Here is a 20,170-nt window from a genome sequence, read left to right as displayed (position 1 = left end):
ACTGCTCCCGCCAATCCCAGGTCCCGGCCGTTTGGCGCAGCCTTGTGGGCGCGGTCAAGCAATCCCTCGACAGGCGCTCGCCAAGCGGTAAAGGCTGGCACCGATGGCGGAACGGCATCCCTTTGTCCTGCTCGACGATGCGCGCGAAAGCGGTGCGGCCGATGCGCTGCTGTTCGAAAATCCGCGCGAGGTTTTCATCGCCCGCCGTGCCGACGAGGTCGACGCGGTGCTCTCCGCCGCGGAGGACGCACGCCGGGCGGGCGGCGAGCTGGCGGGTTACATCGGTTACGAGGCGGGACTCGCTCTGGAAGAAAAGCTGCGCCCGCTGGCCGATGCGCGCAGCGGCGCGGCGGGGCCGCTGGTGTGGCTCGGCCTGTTCGATGCCCCGACGCGCATCGCGGCCGAAGAAGTGCCCGGCTGGCTGGAAGCGCATGCCCAGGGCAGCGGCAGCGTCGGCCCGCTCGATCCTCAGCTCTCGCCCGGCGGTTACGAGCAGGCCTTCGCCACGCTGCAGGAGGCGATCCGCGCAGGCGATATCTACCAGGCAAACCTCACCTTCCCGCTGGCAGGCGGCTTCACCGGGGATCCGCTGGGACTCTATGCCGCGCTGCGCCCGGCGGCGCAGGCGGGCTATGGCGGGCTGGTGTTCGACGGCTCGCACTGGCTGCTCAGCCTCAGCCCCGAACTGTTCGTGTCGCTCAAGGCGCGCGAGGCCAAGGCCAAGCCGATGAAGGGCACGCGTCCGCGCGGTCATGACGACGCGGCGGATCGCGCCTTCGCCGAGGAGCTGGCCCGATCGGTCAAGGACAGGGCGGAGAACCTGATGATCGTCGACCTCATGCGCAACGATCTGTCGCGCGTGGCGGAGGCGGGCAGCGTTCGGGTGGACGATCCCTTCGCGATCGAGAGCTATCCGACCATCCACCAGATGGTGAGCGTCGTTCGCGCCCGGCTGGAGAAGGACGAGGGCGCCATCGATCTCGTTCGGGCGCTGTTTCCCTGCGGTTCGATCACCGGCGCGCCCAAGATCCGCGCGATGGAACTGATCGGCGATGTCGAGCGCGATCCGCGAGGCCCCTATTGCGGCGCGATCGGGCGCATCGGGGCGGACGGGGATGCCGCCTTCAACGTGGCGATCCGGACGCTGCGGCTGACCGAAATCGAGAATGCCCGCGGCAAAGCGGTGCTCGGCGTAGGAGGTGCCATCGTCGCCGATAGCGAGCCGCGCACCGAATGGCGCGAAGCGATTCTCAAGGGCGCCTTTGCGCGCACGTCCGCGCCGGATCAGCGCGCAGCGCAGTTCGACCTGATCGAAACGATGCGGTTTACGCCCGAAACGGGGATCCCGTATATCGAAAGCCACTTGCTGCGTATCAAGAGGAGCGCGGCCGAACTGGGCTTCGCCTTCGACCGTCACGAGGCGCGCAACCAGCTTCACGCGCTGTGTTTCGTGCTCGAGAAACCGAGCCGGGTGCGCTTGCTCGCATCGCGTGCGGGGTCGATAGCGCTCGAGGCGCAGGACATGCCCGAGGCCTGGCCCCAGCCGGCCAGTTGCATCGTGCTGCCGCTGCCGGTGGATCCGGGGGACTGGCGCCTAAGGCACAAGAGTTCTGATCGCGGCTTCTATGAAGATGCGCAGCGCATCGTCCGACAGCACGGCGCGCAGGAGGCGTTGTTCGTGCGCGAGGACGGGCTGCTGACCGAAGGCTGTGTGACCAATATCTTCGTGAAGGGCGAGGACGGCGTGCTCCTGACCCCTCCCGCCAGCCTCGGCCTGCTGCCCGGTGTCTATCGCCAGACCCTGCTGGACGAGGGCAGGGCGAGGGAAGCCGAGCTGAGGATCGAAGATCTCGCGGAGGGTTTCCTGCTCGGCAACGCGCTCCGGCTGGAAATGAAAGCGACGCTCAAGACATGACGCACATCCCGCTCCTGTTCGAAGACGGCGAGGCGCTGGTGATCGACAAGCCCGCGGGCCTGCCGATCGAACGTCCGCGCCGAGGCGGCCCATGTCTCGAGGATCATTTCGAAGAGCTGAAACTGGGTTTCCAGCGCGCCCCCGTGCCCGTCCACCGGATCGACACCGATACCAGCGGCTGCCTGCTGCTGGCGCGCAATCCCAAGGCGCTCAAACGGTTTGCCAAGAGCTTCGAGGATCGGGTGGTCGAGAAGCGCTATCTCGGTGTGCTTGCCGGCGTACCCGGCGCTACCGAGGGGAGGATCGAACTGTCGCTGTCCAAGATCAGCAGCGCCGAGAAGGGCTGGCGGATGATCGCGGCGAAGAAGGGCAAGCCGTCGGTCACCCATTGGCGGATGCTGGCGGAGAAGGACGGTCGCGCGTTGCTCGAGTTCCGGCCCGAGACCGGCCGCACGCACCAGATCCGCGTGCATTGCCAGGCGGGGCTGGGCCACCCGCTGCTGGGCGACCCGGTCTACGGCAACGGCAAGGGTGCACCACGCACCATGCTGCATGCCGCAGCGATAACCGTTCCGCGCGAGGGCAAACCGCCGATTGCCGCCCGGGCCCCGCTACCGCAGGATTTCGCCGCCCTCGGCTTGTCGGATGGCCAGGATTGAATGGGACGCATTGCCGAAAAGGCGCTCGAAATCGCCGAGGAGAAGTTCATCGCTTCCTCGGGCCCCGGCGGGCAGAACGTCAACAAGGTCGCCACCGCGGTCCAGTTGCGCGTCGACCTATTCCAGCTGGGCATGCCGCCGGAAGCGTTCGAGCGGCTCAAGGAGATCGCGGGCAGCAAGCTGACCAAGGGCGGCGAAATCGTGCTGACCGCGAACGAATACCGCACACAGGACCAGAATCGCGAGGCCGCACGCGAACGGCTCGTCGCGCTGCTGGGCGAAGCGCTCACCCCGCCGAAGAAGCGCAAGAAGAGCCGCGTCAATCGCGTCGGCAAGGTCAAGCGGCTGAAGGCGAAGAAAGCACGGGGCGAGGTGAAGGCGAAGCGCGGCAAGGTCGACTGGTAGTCGAGATACCTGCCCACTCCGCAATGCTTGACTTTTCCCCGTGAATCACACAAAGGGCGCGCCGGACGGCGGTGCAGCCGTTCTTTTCGTTTCTGGGAAACGATTTCGGCACCAGCCCACTCCCCCTCCCGGCCACCCACTAGGGTATGCTGATGGGTGGCCGGGAGGGGGAGTGGGGCGGAACCGGTCTGACCAAGCGCAAGGAACACGCCGCCCTTATTATTTCGGCCCGAGGGCCATTCAGAAAGATCTTTAGGAACACGCCATGGCGAAGCCCGCAACCGTCAAGATCAAGCTCGTCTCGACCGCCGACACGGGCTTCTATTACGTGACCAAGAAGAATCCGCGTAACCACACGGAAAAGTTCACCTTCCGCAAATACGATCCCGTCGTGCGCAAGCACGTCGAGTTCAAGGAAGCCAAGATCAAGTAATGCTCTGCCAAGCTGAACCGCGGGAACGAGCCGGGTTCAGTGATGGTTCAATGCTCCAGTCCTAATCGCAGGAGCATGAGCATCTTGTCTTCGAAATCGAACAAACCGATTCGCGCCGCGCTGGCTCTTTCGCTGGCCGCGGCGCTTCCCGTTTCCGCCGTGCTGGCCCCGGCCCCGGTTGTCGCTGCCGAGGGCGACCTCGATCGCGCGGTCGCCGCTTTGCGCGGCATTTCGACCATGAAGGCGGATTTCGTCCAGACCGATCGCAGCGGGCAAAGCGTGCGCGGGGTGATGACGCTGAAACGCCCCGGCAAGATCCGTTTCCAGTACGAGAAGGGCGTGCCCATGCTCGTCGTCTCGAACGGCAGTTCGATGTATATGGTCGACTACGAAGTGAACCAGGTCCAGCGCTGGCCGATCAAGAATTCGCCATTGGGCGCGCTGCTCGATCCCAGCCGCGACGTGAAGCGATACGGCAAACTGGTCCCCACCAACCACCCCGACGTAGTCAGCGTCGAGGTGCGCGATACCAAGCGTCCCGAATTCGGGGTGATCACGCTGATCTTCGCACGCGACGCATCGGCCCCCGGCGGTCTGCGCCTGACCCACTGGGTCGCGCTCGATTCGCAGAACCATCGCACTACCGTTAGGCTCTCGAACCAGCGTTACGGTGTCGCCGTGGCCGATAGCGCGTTCACATTTCGCGATCCGCGCCGTTCGTCCCGCCGCCCGGGGTAAACGTTTTGGCGGTGAGCGGTGCGATCTGCGGGATATCCCGCTTGCCACCGTTCATTGAACAGCAATCGGGCGAGACATAATCTACATATCACGAGACGACGCGAGGCGGATTTCCCCCCTGTTGATCCCCTCGATCTGGTTCTTCTCGTTCCAAGCGTGACGAACGCTCACAGGAAACCCCCGCGCCAATGCCCCCGGCGCGGGGGTTTTTTGTGTTCTTGCTTGGGTGCGCCTTCGACATCCGTCGAAGGCTTGCGGCTGTTCCGGCTTACTCACCCACCCGGCCACCCATAGGATACCGTGCCGTGGGTGGCCGGGTGGGGGAGCGGGATGGAACAGCCAAGGGAAGCGCGGACGCGCTTCCCGCACGCAACAAAGATTCCGCTTACTTTCCTTCCCAGCCGAAAGCCTTGCGGATCACGTCGTAGATCAGGTTCTGCTCCATCACGCCGCGCACGTTTTCCGCGCCCGGGCCGGTCGCATAGAGCGCCACATCCTCGCCCGCGTGCGTTTCCGAATAGAGGGGAACTGTCGCCTGCTGGCGCGCCCGCACCCCGGTTTCGGGCATCGGACGTTCGCCCGAAAACGCGCCCATGCCGTTGGCATAGCCGAGCGTGGTGTAGGGCTTGCCGTCCTCGGCCAGCGACGGCCCATCGTCGCGCGGGTTGGTGACGAGCCCGAGGATGGGATTGCCGCGCTTGGGATAGCCGGCGATCGTGAAGACGTGGCTATGGTCTGCAGTCACCATGATGAGCGTCTCTTCGGGATCGGTATTGTCGATCGCCCACTGGATCGCTCGGGCGAATTCCACCGTTTCCTCTAGTGCATAGCCCGCGCGGCCTTCGTGATGGCCGTGATCGATGCGCCCGCTTTCGACCATGAGGTAATAGCCCTGCGGATCGGCACTGAGGCGCGAAATCGCCGCAGCGGTCATGTCGGTCAGCGTCGGCTCGCTGCTGTCGGCTTCGCGGTCGACCATATAGGTCATGTGGCTGCGCGAGAAGAGGCCGAACAATGGCTTATCGGCGGGCGCAGCCCGCATGTCGGCAGTCGTGGTCACGAAACTTCCGCTGGTTGCGGCCACCCATGCGGCGGGCAGATCGGCATCCGCCTCGATCCGTCGCCCGTCCTGCGCCTCCCCGTAGAAGGCGACGCTGCCGCCGCCGAGCGCGACGTCGAAGGGCGCAGCGATCAGCTGGCTGGCAATGTCGGTGCAGCCGAGACCGCGCTGGTCTTCGGGGATCCAGGCATCGGCTTCCCAGTCGCGGCTGACGCTGCGCGCATAGACCGAGGCGGGCGTCGCATGCGTGAGCCGCGCGGTGCTGACGATGCCGAGCGCGAGGCCGCGTGCGGTGACTTCCTCGCCGAGCAGCGCGAGTTCCTTACCCCTGCCCGACCTGCAATCGCCGCGCGCGATATCGGGGCCGTAGCCGAGAACGCCGATCTTGGTCTTCACCCCGGTATGCATCGCGCTGGCCGTCCCCGCGCTATCGGGGACCTGCGCATCGGTATTATAGGTCTTCACCAGGGCGACATTGCCGAATGTCTCGAACGGCAGGACGTATTCCTCGCCGGTCTGGCCAAGCTTCTGGCCGGCGTAGATGCGGGCTGCGGTGACGGTGGAGATGCCCATGCCATCGCCGACGAAGAGGATGACGTTTTTGGCCCGCTTTTCCTCCGGGACCGCAGCGGCCGCGGCCTGCGGCGACTCCTGCGCGACGGTGGCGGTGCACCCTCCGAGCGCGAGCGCAGCGGCGGTGGCAAGGCAAAGCGAACGAATGGTCATCTGGAAACTCCCTGGATCTGAACGCGCGCCCTATATCACCGCTCGGCATGACGAAAGCGCGACGGTTCTTTGTTGCGTGCGTGAGGCGCATCCGCGCTTCCCTTGGCTGCTTTGTCCCACTCCCTCGCCCGGCCACCCAACCAGTGTCGTGTCGTGGGTGGCCGGGCGGGGGAGCGGGACGGAACAGCCGCAAGCCATCGACGGATGCGAAGGCGCACCAAGCAAAGACTCCTGCATGACCGATCCCCGACGCTTGCGACAGTCGAAGGGCTCGCCTAACCCGCCCTCATGGTTTCTATCGCTACCTGGAACATCAATTCCGTCCGCCTGCGCATGCCGATCGTCGAACGTTTCATCAAGGAGCAGTCGCCCGACGTTCTGTGCCTGCAGGAAATCAAGTGCCAGGAACACCAGTTCCCCTACGAGGCGTTCCGCGAACTCGGCTACGAGCATTTCGCGGTCCACGGGCAGAAGGGCTATCACGGCGTCGCGACGGTCGCGAAAACACCGCTCAGGGAATTCTCGCGCCATGACTGGCAGGACAATGGCGAGGCGCGCCATGTCGGCGTCGAGCTGACCGATCACGAGGGGATGATCGTCGAGAACGTCTATGTCCCCGCCGGCGGCGACGAGCCGGACCGCGAGGTCAATCCCAAGTTCGGCCAGAAGCTCGACTTCCTCGAGCGCATGACCCGCTGGGCCGATGCGATCGATCGCCCCACGCTGATCGTCGGCGATTTCAACATCGCCCCGCTCGAAAGCGATGTGTGGAGCCACAAGCAGCTCCTCAAGGTCGTCAGCCACACGCCAATCGAGGTCGAGAGCCTCCAGCGCTTCATGGATGCGCATGGCTGGGCCGATATCGGGCGCGAGCACATCAAGGCACCCGAGCGCTATTATAGCTGGTGGAGCTATCGCGCGAAGGATTGGAAAGCCAACGATCGCGGGCGCCGGCTCGACCATATGTGGGCGAGCCCCGAACTGGCGAAGCAGGCGCAGCGCCATTCGGTCCATGAATATGCACGCGACTGGGAAAAGCCGTCGGACCATGTGCCCCTGGTAACGGAGTTCACCCTCTGAGCGCAGCGTCACCTTCCCGCCGCGCCGCGCAAGCGGTCGATGCGCTGCGCCACGGCTGGCCGCTCGCCATCGAAGGCGCGCCCGTGCTGCAACCGGTCGAAACGGCGTTCGGCGATGTTTCGGGCGAGGCGATGCTCATTTCCGCCACGCGAGCGGCAACACTCAAGCTCATCAACCAGATCGAGGCCGCAGCGCCGCGCCAGCCGGTGCTGATGCGTGCCGCCGACCCCTTCGACCTGTCTGCCGCTCTCGCCGTGGCAGACCCTGCGCTCGACATGGCGAACCCGCTCAAGGGGCCGTTCAAGGCATTGCATCTCGACTGGGAGGACCAGGCGCGTGCCGCGCTCGAACTGGCGCGCATGGCCGGCGTGCTGCCCGCATTTCTCGTCGACCCGCAAGGAGCGGCTGAGGTCGTCCCGCTCAGCGCGACCGACGTCGCCGCCTTTGCCGACGCCACGCGCCTGCAGATCGCCTCACGCGCGCGGCTGCCCGTGGCGGCGGCGGAGGATGCGCGGATCGTCGCCTTCCGCAGCCCCGACGATACGCGCGAGCATGTCGCACTGATCATCGGCGAGCAGACCGCCGACCGCGCGCCGCTGGTGCGGCTGCATTCCGAATGCCTGACCGGCGACATCCTCGGCAGCCTCAAATGCGATTGCGGGCCTCAGCTCGACGCTGCGCTGCATGCGATGGCGAGCGAGGCGGAGAAGGGCGGATGGGGCGTGCTGCTCTATATGCGGCAGGAAGGGCGCGGGATCGGCCTCGTCAACAAGCTGCGCGCCTATCGCCTGCAGGATCAGGGCTTCGATACGGTCGATGCCAACACGCGGCTTGGCCTGCCCGACGAGGCGCGCGATTTCCCCACCGCGGCCCGAATGCTCGACCTGCTCGAGGTCAAGGCGATCCGCTTGATGACCAACAACCCGGCCAAGGTCGACGCACTCTCCGCGCAGGGCGTGCACATCGCGGAGCGGGTTCCGCACGCGCTGCCCGACAACCCGCACAACACCCGTTACCTCGCGACCAAGCGCGACCGGTCGGGGCATTTGCTGTGACCGCCATCGCCATCCGCCCCGAGGAGCCGCGCGACCATGCAGCGATCGGCGTGGTCACGCAGGCGGCCTTCGCAGATTCGCCGCATAGCGACGGCAGCGAAGTGCGCATCATCGACCGCCTTAGATCGGACGGTGATCTGACGCTCTCGCTGGTGGCAGAGGATGGCGAGCGGATCGTCGGCCATGTTGCCGTCTCACCGGTGCAGATATCCGATGGCTCGCCCGATTGGTACGGCCTCGGCCCGATCGCGGTATTGCCGTCGCTGCAACGCCAGGGGGTCGGCTTGCGGCTGATGCAACGCGCTATCGCCGATATGCGGATGCGCGGCGCGCGGGGCATCGTGCTGCTGGGCGATCCGGCCTATTATCAGCGCTTCGGCTTCGAACACGATCCGCAGCTCGTCTTCCCCGGCCCGCCCGCCGAATACTTCCAGCGGCTGGTGATCGATGGCGATGCGCCGAGCGGAACGGTAAGCTACGCGCCCGCTTTCGGCTGAAGCCGCCGGCCGAGCGCCTGTCCCATGCGGACGGTATCGCCGGCCACGATCCCGTCGAGCCACTCGACCATGCGGGGCTCGAACAGCAACACGACAGTCGAGCCGAGGATGAAGCGTCCCATTTCGGCGCCTACGGCAAGGCGATGCGTGCCGCTGGCGAAGTCCTCGCGTGCCAGGGTCGGCGAATGGGTTTCAATCGGGCCGGACCATACGGTCTCGATCCCCGCGACGATCATCGCGCCGACCATGACGCTGGCGAAACGGCCGTCCTCGCCGGCGAACAGACAGGCCAGCCGCTCGTTACGCGCGAACAGGCCATCGACGTTCTCCGCCGTGACCTGATTCACGCTGAACAGATCGCCTGGTACATAGGTCGCGCTCTCGAGATCGCCCGAGGCAGGCATGTGGACCCGGTGATAATCGCGCGGGCTTAGGTAGATCGTCGCGAAATGGCCACCCTCGAAGCGCGCTGCGGAGGCGGCATCGCCGCCGAGCAATTGTTCGGCCGTAAAGTGGCGCCCCTTGGCCTGGAAGATACGCCCACCCTCGATCCGGCCGATCTGGCTGACCGCACCGTCCGCCGGGCTGAGCACGAATTGCGATGCATCCGCCAGCGGCCGGGCACCCGGCTTCAATTCGCGGGTGAAGAAGTCGTTGAAGCTGTCGAATTCGCCCAGTCCGCGGGCGGCCTCGCCCATGTCGACATCATAGGCATCGACGAACCGGCGGATCAGCAGGTCGCGGAGCCATGGCACCCGGCTGGATGCGAGTTTGCCTGCGGCGCGCGAGACCGAATGGTGGGGCAGGGCATGCTGCAACCAGATGAAGGGCGAGGTCATGGCGGGGAGCGATGTCGGACTGACCGCATCAGCGCAACTGGCTATCCTTGCTTCCGCGGCGATTGATGTCGGAGTGCCGAACGGCGCCGTCGCGGCCCGTCTGGCATTCGACGCAGGTTCGCACACCCGGCAGCGCCTCGCGCCGCTTCGCCGGGATCGCTTCGCCGCATTCGTCGCAATGGCGGGCGCTTGCGCCCGACGGCAGGCGCGAACGTGCCGCGCTGACGGCATCGCTTACCGAATCCTCGATCTGTTCCTGAACGGCCCCGTCGCGGGCCCAGCCACCGGCCATCGTCTGCTCCTTTCCCGATCAACGAGCGAAAAGGAGGCAGGTTTCCTCAGCGTCGTTCGACCTGGCGCACGCCGGGGCCGAGAGCGTTTTCGCCCAGCACCAGCGCATCGCCGGTCCAGTCGGCCACGAAAGCCGGGCTGCGCGAAAGGCCGGGCACCAGACGCGCATTGTTGTCGGCGATCACCAAACCGTCCGAGGTATAGCGCGCGCCTTCGGCGCCGATCGCGATCATCGCCGACCAGTTTTCCTTGTCGCGCCCCTGCACCATCCAGTTGCCTCGGATCACGCCGGTGCCGCCATTGGGCAGGTCGATCAGATAATTGGTGCCGCGGCCGTTGGCATCGTCGAAGCTGCACTCCTCGACCACGATATGCGCGGCGCGCGACTTGAGGTAGTGCCCGCCCGTGCCCTGTTCGAAGCGGCTGCGGGTGACCGTGACGCTGCCATAGTCGCCGGCATAGATCGAATGCGCGCAGCCTGCCGAATTCTCGCAGGTGCCGAGCCGCGTGAAAGTCGATTTGTCGACCACCAGTTCGCTGTTCACGCCATTGGTGGTCATGATCCCCTGCTGGCTGTCGCGAAACCAGCTTTGCGACACGCGCAGAGGTCCGCGTTCGAGCCGGATCCCCGCGCCATTGCCATCCTCGACCGAAAGGTCGGCGAAAACGAGCCCGTCGACGCTGGCGCCACGGCCGCGCAGGACCAGCGCGGCCTTGCCCTCGCACGCACGCCCGCCGAGCAACGATGACCCCGGCTGCGCGGCGCGAAAGTGGACCACGCCGTCGCGCTGGACGGCACATTCGTTCCAGTTTCCTGGCGCGATGACGATCGTGCCCTCGCGGTCGCCGATCGCGTCGACGGCGTCCTGCAGCGAGGCATAGCCGCGCCCCGTTTCGGCCACGGTGAACGTCGACGGCCCGCCACCCTGCGCGAGCACCGCGGCCAGCGGGATCGCGCTCACCGCCATGGCCGCGACTGCTGCAAGCAGCCAGCGCGGCAGGCGGGTGGCATGGGGTACGAAGGGCGAAGCCATGCTGCTTGCCTAGGCGCTTATGGTTAACAACGCCCTAATCCCTCGCAAATACAGCTTACTCCTCTTCGCCATCGCGGAAGCGCCATCCGCCGCGTGTCTTACGTTTCGCGATGAATATCACCAATATGGTTGCGACCAGCCAGATGGGAGCGACGATGGCGAGGCCGATGATCGGATCCCGTTCGATCAGCGGTGCCGGTGCGATCATCACAATGATGTATACTGCGAGAACGGCCCATCCCTGCCAGGCGATCGGCAGGCCCGCTCCATAGCCATAGCGCTTCGGGGCGAACCAAGGTCTCTCGTCTTTCACCTCAGCTCTCCTTCATGAGGCGACCACGGCGAGGACGCCGGGGCGCGACACCGCCTCTTCGCCTTCGAAATAGTCCCACGGTCGGTCGGCGGTCAATGTTGGGCGATCGTGCGCAGGAAACGCTCTCCATAGGCTTCCAGCTTCTTCGCGCCGATGCCCGGCAGTTGAGCCAATTGTGCGGTCGTTGCAGGCCGCGCTGCTGCCATTTCGCGCAGAGTGGAATCGTGGAAGATCACATAGGGCGGCACCTGCGCCTCCTCGGCCAGTTCCTTGCGCAAGGCGCGCAGCGCCTCGAAAAGCGGGTCGCCCACCGGATTGGGCGTTGCATCGCCGCGGCGCTTGCGTTGTCGCCTGGGTGGGACGACGATCTCGACCGCGCTCTCCCCCTTGAGGATTGCGCGCGCCGATCCGCCCAGCGCCAGCCCGCCATGCTCGGTCGCGACAAGGTCGCCGCGCGCCTGCAAGGCCCGCGACAGCGGCTGGAGCAGGCGCGCCTCCTCGCCCCCGACGATGCCGAACACGCTCAGCCGGTCGTGCCCGCGTTGACGCACGCGCTCGTCCTCGTTGCCGGTCAGGACCTTCTGCAAGTGCCCCATGCCGAAGCTCTGCCCGGTGCGGTAGACCGCCGACAAGAGCTTGCGCGCCAGTTCGGTGACGTCGGTGACCCCGGGTTGTTCGAGACAATTGTCGCAATTGCCGCAGGTTCTGGGCGGATCCTCGCCGAAATGCCGCAGCAGCACCGCGCGGCGGCATTCGGCAGTCTCTACCAGCCCGGCGAGCGCATCGAGCCGCGCGCGCTCGGCATTGCGCCGCGCCTCCTCGACTTCGGCGAGCCGCTGGCGCGCGGTCGCGAAATCGCCCGCGCCCCAGAACATGACCGCCTGGCTCGGATCGCCGTCGCGCCCCGCGCGGCCGGTTTCCTGATAATAGGCCTCGATCGACTTCGGCACGCCGACATGCGCGACGAACCGCACGTCGGGCTTGTCGATCCCCATGCCGAAGGCGACCGTGGCGACGATCACCATGTCCTCGCTGGCAACGAAGGCGGCCTGATTGGCTGCGCGAACCTTGGAATCCAGCCCCGCGTGATAAGGCAGCACCGGCCTTCCGGTCGCGGGGGCGAGCTTCTCGGCCAGATCCTCCACCTTGCGCCTCGTCTGAGCATAGACGATTCCCGGCCCCGCCTCGCTCGCCATCAAATTGGTCAGCTGGCGCACCGGATTGTCGCGGTGGCGGATGGCGTAGCGGATATTGGGCCGATCGAACCCGGCGAGAACGAGTCCATCTTCGGCAATACCGAGCTGCGCCATCACATCGGCGCGCGTCTGCTGGTCGGCGGTCGCGGTCAGAGCGAGGCGCGGGACCTGCGGAAAACCATCCATCACCCCGCGCAGCAGCCGGTAGTCGGGGCGGAAATCGTGCCCCCATTCGGACACGCAATGCGCCTCGTCGATCGCGAACAGGCACAGGGGTGCGGCGCTCAGGAACTCGCGGAAAGCTGGCTGGCTTGCACGCTCGGGCGCGACATAGAGCAGATCGAGCTCGCCCGCGCGGAAAGCCTCCTGCGTCTCGCGCCAGTCGGCATCGGCGCTGGTCAGCGTGGCCGCGCGGATACCGTTGGCGCGCGCGCTGCGCAGCTGGTCGTGCATCAGCGCGATCAGCGGACTGATGACCACGCAGGTGCCTTCCATCATCACCGCGGGGAGCTGATAGGTGAGCGACTTGCCCGCGCCGGTCGGCATGACGGCCAGCGTCGATTGCCGATTGAGCACGCGCGCAACGACCTCTCCCTGCCGCCCGCGAAAGGCGTCGAAACCGAATGTGTCCTTTAGGGCCTGGAGTGCGCCTGCGTTTCCGCTCATCCCGGCCTGATGCCAGACACGCGCGCAGGCGCAACCGGCGGTATGCGATTTTCCCCTTGCCCAGCGCACTCCGCTTGCGCTTTATCCGCCGGCAACACGTCCAATCCGGAGAGAGACGCCATGAAATTCCGTATCGCCCTGACCGCCGCCGCCACCATCGCGCTTGCCGCCTGCGGCAGCACCGAGGATGCTTCGACCGAAGCCGAAGCCGACACTGTCGAAATCGCGGCGGACGAAGCGCTGGCCGACATCGATGCCGAGCCGGTCGAGGATCCGGCGGCCACGATCGAAGAAACGGCCCCCGAACCCGAAGGCATGTCCCCGAGCGAAGAGGCGCAGATCCAGGAAGCTGGCGACAATGCCGCCGACACGGCCGCTGCCGCGATGGATGCGATGGCCGAAGATATCGGCAACTGATCGGCCGACGTGCGGGCAGCCGCGCCGTAGCGTCCTTTGCGCTTCGCGCGCGAGCGCCTAGCCTCCGCCCCATGTTACGACTCGCGCCCCCGCTCGCCGCGCTTGCCGCGCTTTCCGCCTGCTCCGGATACGAGGAGGGGGAGGAGCCGGTCGAGGCGGTTTCGCAAAGCGAGGCCGACGCGCTCGACGATGCCGCCGAAATAATCGAGCAGCGTCGCCTGCCCGAAGACGTCTTGCCACCCGAAGGCGACGACGGCGCGGGCGAGCCCGGCGCAGACACCGGGCAAACCCTCCCGGCGCCGCGCGAATCGGGCGGGCCGGCTCGAATGGAGTTTCCCGATGAGTGACGCCGCAAATCCCGGAATGGATGCCGAAACCTTCGATCAGTTCCTCCAGCAGCTCGAACGCTATGTTCGCGAACGGCTGATTCCGGCGGAAAAGGACGTCATCGCCAACGACAAGATTCCCGACGAGATTGTCGCGGAGATGAAGGAGATGGGGCTGTTCGGCCTGACCGTTCCGGAGGATTTCGGCGGCGCGGGGCTGAACACGACGCAATATGCCAAGGTCGTGAAGACGATGGCCTATGCCGCGCCCGCCTATCGCTCGATCTTCTCGATCAATGTCGGCATGTTCAACTCGGCGATCAAGAACGGCGGGACCGAGGCGCAGAAGGCCGAATGGTGGCCCCGGATCGCCGAGGGCGCGATCGCCTGTTTCGGCCTGACCGAGCCCGGTTCGGGCAGCGACAGCGCCGCCATGGCGACCACCGCCAAGCCCGATCCCGACGGCAATGGCTGGATCCTCAACGGGACCAAGCGTTACATTACCAACGCCCCACATGCCGATGTCGGCCTGATCATGGCGCGCACCGAAAAGGACGCGCTGCCCAAGAACGCGCATGTTTCGGCCTTCATCGTGCCGATGGACATGCCCGGCGTGTCGACCGGCAGCCCCGACGAGAAGATGGGCCAGGCAGGCAGCCATATCTCGGACATCATGCTCGACGACGTGCATGTGCCGGGCGAAGCGCTGCTGGGCGGCGAGACCGGCAAGGGTTTCCGTTTCGCCATGATGAGCCTCGACAATGGCCGCATATCGGTCGGCGCAGCGAGCACGGGCTATGCTCGCCGCGCGCTCGATTCCGCAGTCAAGTACGCCAATGAGCGGCAGGCCTTCGGCGAACCGATCGCCAATTTCCAGCTGATCCAGCAGATGCTGGCCGACAGCTGGACCGAAATCTACGCCGCCGAGGCGATGATGGCCGATGTCACCGCGCGTGTCGACCGGGGTGAGAACACGGTCAAGCATGCCGCCGCCTTCAAGGTCTTCGCCTCCGAAATGTGCGGCCGCGTGGTCGACCGCGTGGTGCAGATCTACGGCGGCGCGGGCTACCTCGCCGAATACGACGCCGAACGCTTCTTCCGCGACGCGCGCATATACCGCATCTACGAGGGTACGACGCAGATCCTCCAGCTCCAGATCGCCAAGCACATGCTGCGCGAATATGCGGCGGGTGTGTGACGAGACGTAGGATGAGCCCCGTGACGAGTCTTTTTTGCGTGCGTGCCGGACCTCCGTCCGGCCCTTGCTGTTCCATCCCGCTCCCCCTCCCGGCCACCCATAAAATACCGTGCCGTGGGGGGCCGGGAGGGGGAGCGGGATGGAACAGCCGCAAGCTGACGACGGACGTGGGCAGCGCACCCAACAAAAATGTATAACCTCCTTTCGGACCTCTCGATCATCGAAGCCTCGAGCTTCGTCGCCTCGCCCACGGCAGGCCTCTATTGCGCGCAGATGGGCGCGGAGGTGATCCGGGTGGATCACAAGGCGGGCGGGCTCGATTATGATCGCTACATGCTCACCAAGGAGGGCCGCTCGCTGAGTTGGGAGAATCTCAACCGGGCGAAGAAATCGGTCGCGCTCGACCTGCGTAGCGGCGAGGGCCGCGAACTTCTTGTCGAGCTGTCCGCCCGGACCGGCAACCTCATCACCAATTTGCCGGAAAAGAGCTTCCTGTCGCATGACGTCATTGCGGCGCAGCAGCCCGACGGCGCACCCGATCTGGTCAGCGTGCGGATCATGGGCTGGCACGACGGCAGGCAGGCGATGGACTTCACCGTCAATGCCGCCAGCGGATACCCGCTGATGTGCGGGCCTGAGGAATGGGACCTGGAAACCGCGCCGCCGGTCAACCAGGTATTGCCCGCGTGGGATTTCATCACCGGCGCCTATTGCGCCTTTGCGATGCTGGCGGGGCTGCGCCACCGCGATGTCAGCGGCGAAGGCAGCGAGATCCGCGTGCCGCTGGGCGACGTTGCCATAGGCACCATGGCCAACAGCGGCGCGATGGCCGAAATGCTTTATCGCGGGGCGGACCGCGAGCGGCTGGGCAATGCCATCTGGGGTGCCTTCGGGCGTGATTTCCGCAGCCGCAACGGCGTGCGGTTCATGGTTGCCGCGCTGACCGCGAAGCAGTGGAACGGGCTGGTCGCTGCCTTCGATCTGGCGGACGAAATCAGTGCACTGGAAAGCGAACTCGGCGTGCGCTTCGCAGAAGGCGACCGACCGCGCTTCGAAAATCGCCGCCGCCTGTTCGACCTTTTCCAGGCGCGCGCGGACAAGCTGGATTGGGCCGATCTCTCCGCGCGTCTTGCCGAAGAAGGCACGACCTTCGAGCGCTATCGCACCATGTATGAAGCGGCCAATGACGCGCAGCTGGTTGCAGACAACCCGCTGTTCGGCCCCTCGCCTGCAAATCCGAGCGAATTCGCATACCCGGCGACGCGCAGCTTCGCCAACATCCCGACCCGCGATGCGGGCGATCCCGCGCCAGCACCCTATCTCGGCCAGCACACCGAAGAGGTGCTCGCCGAGCGTCTCGGGCTGGCATCGGGAGCTATTCACGCGCTCGTCGATCGCGGCATCGCCCGCCTCTCCGATAAGGACTGATCCATGACGTCACCCCGCCGCGTAGCCATCTGCAAGCCCCTCAGAACCCCCGTCGGACGCTTCCTCGGCAGCCTCGCGCCGCTGGAAGCGGGACAGCTTGGCGCCATCATCATCAAGGCGCTGGTCGAACGCAGCGGCATCGACCCCACGCGCGTCGACGACGTCGTTTTCAGCCAGGGCTATGGCAGCGGCGAGGCGCCCGCGATCGGACACTGGAGCTGGCTTGCCGCGGGCTATCCCGAGGAAGTGCCCGGCTTCCAGCTCGACCGGCGCTGCGGTTCGGGCCTGCAGGCCGTCGCGACGGCAGCGATGATGGTCCAGACCGGCGTGGCCGACTGCGTGCTTGCAGGCGGTGTCGAGAGCATGTCGAATGTCGAGCATTATACGACCAAGGCCCGCAACGGTGCGCGCATGGGCGATATGGTCCTATGGGACCGGCTGACACGCGGCCGCCTGATGAGCCAGCCGATCGAGCGCTATGGCGTCATCACCGGCATGATCGAGACGGCCGAAAACCTCGCCAAGGATTACGACATTTCGCGCGAGGAAGCCGACGCCTTCGCGGTGCGCAGCCACCAGAATGCTGCGCGCGCCTGGGATGAGGGCAAATTCGACGAACAGCTCGTCCCGGTCGAAATCCCCCAGCGGCGTGGCGATCCGGTGGTGTTCGACAAGGATGAGGGCTTTCGCGCCGATGCCAGCATGGAAACGCTCGGCAAGCTGCGCGCGATCGACCTGAAGCGCGACGCCGACGCTATCGTTACGGCAGGCAATGCCAGCCAGCAGAACGACGCCGCGGCGGCCTGTCTCGTCTTGGCGGAAGACAAGGTCGAGGAACTAGGTCTCGAACCGATCCTCTGGTTCCATTCGTGGAGCGCGGCGGGTTGCGATCCCAGCCGGATGGGCATCGGCCCGGTCCCGGCAGTCGAGCGCCTGTTCGCGCGCAACGGCATGGGCTGGGACGACATCGGCCTGATCGAACTCAACGAAGCCTTCGCCCCCCAGGCGCTCGCTGTGCTCAAGGGCTGGGGTTTTGCCGAGGACGATAGCCGCCGCGAACTGGTCAACGTCAACGGCTCGGGCATTTCGCTCGGACATCCGATCGGCGCAACAGGCATCCGCATCCTTGCCGACATGGCGCATGAGATGCAGCGCCGCGAGGTCCGCTATGGCCTCGAGACCATGTGCATCGGGGGCGGGCAGGGCATGGCCGCCGTGTTCGAGCGCGCCGCCTGATGGCGGATTGGTCGGACTGGATCGGGCGCGAACAGCGCGGCGCGGACGAGCTTGGCGCGCGCCTTGCCGCGCAATGGTGCGCTACCTTCGACCGAGATGCGCCGGCCGACAGCGCGATGCCGCAGGGCATCCATCTGTGCCTGTGCACACCCGAGGCCCGCACCGGCCAGCTCGCCCCCGATGGGCACCCGGTTCGCGACGACGACCTGTCCAGCTTCCTTCCACCCGTTCCGCTGCCACGCCGCATGTGGGCATCGAGTGCGATGCAGTTCCACGCACCGATCGCGATCGGCGCCCGGATCGAGCGGACCAGCCGCGTCGCTTCGATCACGCCCAAGTCGGGCAGCCGCGGCGAGATGGTCTTCGTCGACGTCGATCATGAAACCCACGCCGACGGAACCCTCGCTGTGAGCGAGCGGCAGAGCATCGTCTATCTCGAAGGCCTCGCGCCCGACGCACCGATTTCGCCACCCAAACCGACGGGCGAAACCTTCGACCCATCGAGCTGGGATGCCCACCGTTCGCTGATTCCCGACGAGCGGCTGCTGTTCCGTTACTCGGCGCTGACCTTCAACACCCACCGGATCCATTATGATGCGCCCTTCGCGCGCGAGGTCGAACGCTATCGGGGGCTGGTCGTTCATGGCCCGCTAACGGCCAGCCTCCTGTTGCAGCTTGCCGGTGCGCATTTCGGCGAGAACCGCCTCGGTACCTTCACCTTCCGCGGGGTGAGCCCCGCCATTGCCGGCGAGACGCTCAACCTCGCTTTGCGCGGGACGGACGGGGAGATCGAGATAAGCGCCTTCGCCTCTGACGGGCGCCAGGTCGTGAAAGCCGGCGCGGCGCTCGGCTAGCCGAGCGGATAGTCGGCAATCGGACCGAGCACCGAATAATGCTCGGCCTTGGGTTCGCGTCCCAGTTCGGGAAACTCGATTTCGGGCGGCGCGACGTGCGTGTCCGGCAGCCGGTCGAGCAGATCGCGCACCAGTGTGAGCCGCCCGTGTTTCTGATCGTTGAAATCGACCAGCGTCCACGGCGCCCATTCGGTATGCGTCGCCGCCAGCATCGTCTCGCGCGCTTCGGTGTAGGCATCGTATTGGCCGCGTGCAGCGAAATCGATCGGCGAAAGCTTCCAGCGCTTGAGCGGATCATCGAGCCGTTCGCGCAAACGCTCTTCCTGCCGCGCCTGGTCGGTCGTGAGCCAGTATTTGAACAGTAAGATTCCATCGTCGACCAGCATGCGCTCGAAGGTCGGAGCCTGCTGCAGGAACTGGGCGACCTCGGCCTCGCTGGCATAGCCCATCACCTTCTCTACCCCTGCGCGATTGTACCAGCTGCGGTCGAACAGCACGATTTCGCCGGCACAGGGCAGGTGCTGGACATAACGCTGGAAATACCACTGAGTCCGCTCCGCCTCGGTCGGCTTGGCCAGCGCAACGATATGGCACTGGCGCGGATTGAGTTTTTCCGAAACCGCGCGGATCGCGCCACCCTTGCCGGCCGTGTCGCGCCCCTCGAACAGCACCACGATGCGCTGACCGGTCGTTCGCGCCCAGCGCGCCATGGCCACCAGTTCCGCGCGCATCGGCTTCAACGCCGCCTCGTAATCCTTGCGCTTCATCGCGCTCCCTTCGCACCATTTGAATGCCTGCGCCAATGGTAGTATCAACGTCCACGATATGGCTACACTCGCAGAACCCGAACAGGACTTTACCCGCCTGCCCGACCTCCCGGCAGACGTATTCACCGCGCCGCTGAAAAAGCCCGAGCATGTCGGCGACGACTGGCTCGAACCCAAACAGACCGAGTACGACAGCGAAGACGACGCGATCTGGGACGACCTGTTCGCACGGCAGATGGGCGTATTGCCCGGGCGGGCCGCAACCGCGTTCATGGAGGGGACCGAAAAACTCGATCTGGGCAAGGGCGGTGTGCCCGAGTTCGGAAAGCTGTCGGAAGAGCTCGACAGGCTGACCGGCTGGAGCGTCGTGCCCGTGCCGATGCTGATCCCCGACCACGTGTTCTTCTGGCACCTCGCCAACCGGCGCTTCCCGGCGGGAAATTTCATCCGCACGCGCGAGACCTTCGATTACATTCAGGAACCCGACGTCTTCCACGACGTGTTCGGCCATGTGCCGATGCTGACCGACCCGGTCTATGCCGATTACATGCAGGAATATGGCCGCGCCGGGTGGAAGGCGATGCGCTACAACCGGCTGAAAGCGCTGGGTGCGCTCTATTGGTATACGGTCGAGTTCGGGCTGATCCAGGAAGCGCCGGGCGACATCCGTGCCTATGGCGCCGGCATTCTCTCGGGCCCGACCGAGGTCGTCTATTCGGTCGAGGCCGAAAGCCCGAACCGCATCATGCTCAATGTCGATCGCGTTATGCGCACCGATTACGTGATCAGCGACCTTCAGCCGACCTATTTCGTGATCGAGAGCTTCGAGGATCTTTACCGGCAGACGGTCGAGCGCGATTTCGACAAGCTCTACCGCAATCTCGGGCCCGGCTTTACTTACGCGAACACGGCGGTGATCGATGTCGACTACGTGGTCAACCGCGGGACGCTGGAATATACGCTTCGCGGCGGGCGCGGTTCGGGCGCGAAGCCCGTCTAGGCAAAAGAAAACCGGCCCGGAATAACTCCCGGGCCGG

At 65.8% G+C, this 20,170-nt stretch carries 22 protein-coding genes; 15 read left to right on the top strand and 7 right to left on the bottom strand.

Going from position 1 to position 20,170, the window contains the following annotated elements; translation table 11 throughout:
* Positions 1-103 precede the first annotated feature (103 nt).
* The 5 genes from pabB to ASS64_RS08360 all read left to right on the top strand — a co-directional run bounded on the left by pabB (position 104) and on the right by ASS64_RS08360 (position 4,150).
* Positions 104-1,915 carry an aminodeoxychorismate synthase component I gene (gene pabB, locus ASS64_RS08380; protein ID WP_067692625.1) on the top strand — a complete coding sequence of 604 codons (1,812 nt, stop codon included), beginning with the start codon at positions 104-106 and terminating at the stop codon, positions 1,913-1,915.
* Positions 1,912-2,574 (top strand): RluA family pseudouridine synthase, encoded by a 663-nt coding sequence (locus tag ASS64_RS08375; RefSeq protein ID WP_067692623.1) that lies wholly within the window; start codon positions 1,912-1,914, stop codon positions 2,572-2,574. The genes pabB and ASS64_RS08375 overlap by 4 nt, the downstream gene beginning before the upstream one ends.
* Entirely contained in the window at positions 2,575-2,979 is a 405-nt protein-coding gene (gene arfB, locus ASS64_RS08370; RefSeq protein WP_067692620.1) for an alternative ribosome rescue aminoacyl-tRNA hydrolase ArfB, read from the top strand.
* A gap of 265 nt (positions 2,980-3,244) precedes the next feature.
* The gene (gene rpmG, locus ASS64_RS08365) at positions 3,245-3,412 is read left to right on the top strand and encodes a 50S ribosomal protein L33 (protein ID WP_067692617.1); all 168 of its coding nucleotides are present in this window, start codon (positions 3,245-3,247) and stop codon (positions 3,410-3,412) included.
* A gap of 75 nt (positions 3,413-3,487) precedes the next feature.
* Complete coding sequence (locus ASS64_RS08360; RefSeq protein ID WP_067692614.1) at positions 3,488-4,150, top strand: outer membrane lipoprotein carrier protein LolA; 663 nt, start codon at positions 3,488-3,490, stop codon at positions 4,148-4,150.
* A gap of 385 nt (positions 4,151-4,535) precedes the next feature.
* Here ASS64_RS08360 and ASS64_RS08355 read toward each other — a convergent pair whose 3' ends face one another.
* Positions 4,536-5,936, bottom strand: a complete 1,401-nt coding sequence (locus ASS64_RS08355; protein ID WP_067692611.1) for an alkaline phosphatase — start codon at positions 5,934-5,936, stop codon at positions 4,536-4,538.
* A gap of 288 nt (positions 5,937-6,224) precedes the next feature.
* Between ASS64_RS08355 and xth the strand changes: the two genes are divergently transcribed.
* Genes xth through ASS64_RS08340 form a run of 3 tightly spaced genes read left to right on the top strand, consistent with a single transcriptional unit; the run spans position 6,225 to position 8,568 of the window.
* The gene (gene xth, locus ASS64_RS08350; protein WP_067692608.1) at positions 6,225-7,016 is read left to right on the top strand and encodes an exodeoxyribonuclease III; all 792 of its coding nucleotides are present in this window, start codon (positions 6,225-6,227) and stop codon (positions 7,014-7,016) included.
* Entirely contained in the window at positions 6,965-8,071 is a 1,107-nt protein-coding gene (ribA, locus tag ASS64_RS08345; protein ID WP_083508244.1) for a GTP cyclohydrolase II, read from the top strand. The genes xth and ribA overlap by 52 nt, the downstream gene beginning before the upstream one ends.
* Positions 8,068-8,568: a GNAT family N-acetyltransferase gene (locus ASS64_RS08340; RefSeq protein WP_067692602.1), complete on the top strand. Its 501-nt coding sequence runs from the start codon at positions 8,068-8,070 to the stop codon at positions 8,566-8,568. The genes ribA and ASS64_RS08340 overlap by 4 nt, the downstream gene beginning before the upstream one ends.
* Here ASS64_RS08340 and asd read toward each other — a convergent pair.
* From asd to recQ, 5 genes are all read right to left on the bottom strand, one after another.
* Positions 8,547-9,407, bottom strand: coding sequence for an archaetidylserine decarboxylase (gene asd / locus ASS64_RS08335; RefSeq protein WP_067692599.1), 861 nt, complete (start codon positions 9,405-9,407; stop codon positions 8,547-8,549). The genes ASS64_RS08340 and asd overlap by 22 nt on opposite strands.
* A gap of 28 nt (positions 9,408-9,435) precedes the next feature.
* Entirely contained in the window at positions 9,436-9,699 is a 264-nt protein-coding gene (locus ASS64_RS08330; protein ID WP_067692596.1) for a DksA/TraR family C4-type zinc finger protein, read from the bottom strand.
* A gap of 46 nt (positions 9,700-9,745) precedes the next feature.
* Positions 9,746-10,732, bottom strand: coding sequence for a right-handed parallel beta-helix repeat-containing protein (locus tag ASS64_RS08325; protein ID WP_067692593.1), 987 nt, complete (start codon positions 10,730-10,732; stop codon positions 9,746-9,748).
* Positions 10,733-10,787: 55 nt separating this feature from the next.
* On the bottom strand, positions 10,788-11,045 hold the full coding sequence (locus ASS64_RS08320) for a hypothetical protein (RefSeq protein WP_067692590.1): 258 nt from the start codon (positions 11,043-11,045) through the stop codon (positions 10,788-10,790).
* 92 nt (positions 11,046-11,137) lie between these two features.
* The gene (gene recQ / locus ASS64_RS08315) at positions 11,138-12,907 is read right to left on the bottom strand and encodes a DNA helicase RecQ (RefSeq protein ID WP_067692587.1); all 1,770 of its coding nucleotides are present in this window, start codon (positions 12,905-12,907) and stop codon (positions 11,138-11,140) included.
* A 120-nt stretch (positions 12,908-13,027) separates the two neighbouring features.
* Here recQ and ASS64_RS08310 point away from each other — a divergent pair, with 120 nt between their 5' ends.
* The 6 genes from ASS64_RS08310 to ASS64_RS08285 all read left to right on the top strand — a co-directional run bounded on the left by ASS64_RS08310 (position 13,028) and on the right by ASS64_RS08285 (position 18,366).
* Complete coding sequence (locus ASS64_RS08310) at positions 13,028-13,324, top strand: hypothetical protein (protein WP_067692584.1); 297 nt, start codon at positions 13,028-13,030, stop codon at positions 13,322-13,324.
* Positions 13,325-13,395: 71 nt separating this feature from the next.
* The gene (locus tag ASS64_RS08305) at positions 13,396-13,671 is read left to right on the top strand and encodes a hypothetical protein (protein WP_067692581.1); all 276 of its coding nucleotides are present in this window, start codon (positions 13,396-13,398) and stop codon (positions 13,669-13,671) included.
* Positions 13,664-14,848 (top strand): acyl-CoA dehydrogenase family protein, encoded by a 1,185-nt coding sequence (locus tag ASS64_RS08300; protein WP_234002357.1) that lies wholly within the window; start codon positions 13,664-13,666, stop codon positions 14,846-14,848. The genes ASS64_RS08305 and ASS64_RS08300 overlap by 8 nt, the downstream gene beginning before the upstream one ends.
* A gap of 189 nt (positions 14,849-15,037) precedes the next feature.
* Positions 15,038-16,276, top strand: a complete 1,239-nt coding sequence (locus ASS64_RS08295; protein ID WP_067692575.1) for a CoA transferase — start codon at positions 15,038-15,040, stop codon at positions 16,274-16,276.
* Positions 16,277-16,279: 3 nt separating this feature from the next.
* Positions 16,280-17,512, top strand: coding sequence for an acetyl-CoA C-acetyltransferase (locus ASS64_RS08290; protein WP_067692572.1), 1,233 nt, complete (start codon positions 16,280-16,282; stop codon positions 17,510-17,512).
* A complete protein-coding gene (locus ASS64_RS08285) occupies positions 17,512-18,366 on the top strand; it encodes a MaoC family dehydratase N-terminal domain-containing protein (RefSeq protein WP_067692569.1) in 855 nt (284 codons plus the stop codon). Before ASS64_RS08290 ends, ASS64_RS08285 begins: the two co-directional genes overlap by 1 nt.
* On the opposite strand, the gene ppk2 is transcribed toward ASS64_RS08285, so the two are convergent.
* A complete protein-coding gene (gene ppk2 / locus ASS64_RS08280; protein ID WP_067692566.1) occupies positions 18,363-19,133 on the bottom strand; it encodes a polyphosphate kinase 2 in 771 nt (256 codons plus the stop codon). The genes ASS64_RS08285 and ppk2 overlap by 4 nt on opposite strands.
* A gap of 58 nt (positions 19,134-19,191) precedes the next feature.
* Between ppk2 and phhA the strand changes: the two genes are divergently transcribed.
* Positions 19,192-20,133, top strand: a complete 942-nt coding sequence (phhA, locus tag ASS64_RS08275; RefSeq protein WP_067693134.1) for a phenylalanine 4-monooxygenase — start codon at positions 19,192-19,194, stop codon at positions 20,131-20,133.
* Positions 20,134-20,170: the final 37 nt, after the last annotated feature.

The sequence above is a fragment of the Erythrobacter sp. AP23 genome (genome assembly GCF_001542855.1).
Taxonomy (GTDB): Bacteria; Pseudomonadota; Alphaproteobacteria; order Sphingomonadales; family Sphingomonadaceae; genus Qipengyuania.
This window is presented reverse-complemented; position numbering and strand designations above follow the sequence as displayed.

What these genes read in the sequence shown, in the direction of transcription:
- recQ (WP_067692587.1), bottom strand. Translation starts at nt 12,907, where the DNA reads ATGAGCGGAAACGCAGGCGCACTCCAGGCCCTAAAGGACACATTCGGT.
- ASS64_RS08290 (WP_067692572.1), top strand. Translation starts at nt 16,280, where the DNA reads ATGACGTCACCCCGCCGCGTAGCCATCTGCAAGCCCCTCAGAACCCCC.
- ASS64_RS08300 (WP_234002357.1), top strand. Translation starts at nt 13,664, where the DNA reads ATGAGTGACGCCGCAAATCCCGGAATGGATGCCGAAACCTTCGATCAG.
- ASS64_RS08355 (WP_067692611.1), bottom strand. Translation starts at nt 5,936, where the DNA reads ATGACCATTCGTTCGCTTTGCCTTGCCACCGCCGCTGCGCTCGCGCTC.
- phhA (WP_067693134.1), top strand. Translation starts at nt 19,192, where the DNA reads ATGGCTACACTCGCAGAACCCGAACAGGACTTTACCCGCCTGCCCGAC.
- ASS64_RS08310 (WP_067692584.1), top strand. Translation starts at nt 13,028, where the DNA reads ATGAAATTCCGTATCGCCCTGACCGCCGCCGCCACCATCGCGCTTGCC.
- ASS64_RS08330 (WP_067692596.1), bottom strand. Translation starts at nt 9,699, where the DNA reads ATGGCCGGTGGCTGGGCCCGCGACGGGGCCGTTCAGGAACAGATCGAG.
- ASS64_RS08295 (WP_067692575.1), top strand. Translation starts at nt 15,038, where the DNA reads ATGTATAACCTCCTTTCGGACCTCTCGATCATCGAAGCCTCGAGCTTC.
- ppk2 (WP_067692566.1), bottom strand. Translation starts at nt 19,133, where the DNA reads ATGAAGCGCAAGGATTACGAGGCGGCGTTGAAGCCGATGCGCGCGGAA.
- ASS64_RS08375 (WP_067692623.1), top strand. Translation starts at nt 1,912, where the DNA reads ATGACGCACATCCCGCTCCTGTTCGAAGACGGCGAGGCGCTGGTGATC.
- asd (WP_067692599.1), bottom strand. Translation starts at nt 9,407, where the DNA reads ATGACCTCGCCCTTCATCTGGTTGCAGCATGCCCTGCCCCACCATTCG.
- xth (WP_067692608.1), top strand. Translation starts at nt 6,225, where the DNA reads ATGGTTTCTATCGCTACCTGGAACATCAATTCCGTCCGCCTGCGCATG.
- ASS64_RS08285 (WP_067692569.1), top strand. Translation starts at nt 17,512, where the DNA reads ATGGCGGATTGGTCGGACTGGATCGGGCGCGAACAGCGCGGCGCGGAC.
- ASS64_RS08305 (WP_067692581.1), top strand. Translation starts at nt 13,396, where the DNA reads ATGTTACGACTCGCGCCCCCGCTCGCCGCGCTTGCCGCGCTTTCCGCC.
- rpmG (WP_067692617.1), top strand. Translation starts at nt 3,245, where the DNA reads ATGGCGAAGCCCGCAACCGTCAAGATCAAGCTCGTCTCGACCGCCGAC.
- arfB (WP_067692620.1), top strand. Translation starts at nt 2,575, where the DNA reads ATGGGACGCATTGCCGAAAAGGCGCTCGAAATCGCCGAGGAGAAGTTC.
- ASS64_RS08325 (WP_067692593.1), bottom strand. Translation starts at nt 10,732, where the DNA reads ATGGCTTCGCCCTTCGTACCCCATGCCACCCGCCTGCCGCGCTGGCTG.
- ASS64_RS08360 (WP_067692614.1), top strand. Translation starts at nt 3,488, where the DNA reads ATGAGCATCTTGTCTTCGAAATCGAACAAACCGATTCGCGCCGCGCTG.
- pabB (WP_067692625.1), top strand. Translation starts at nt 104, where the DNA reads ATGGCGGAACGGCATCCCTTTGTCCTGCTCGACGATGCGCGCGAAAGC.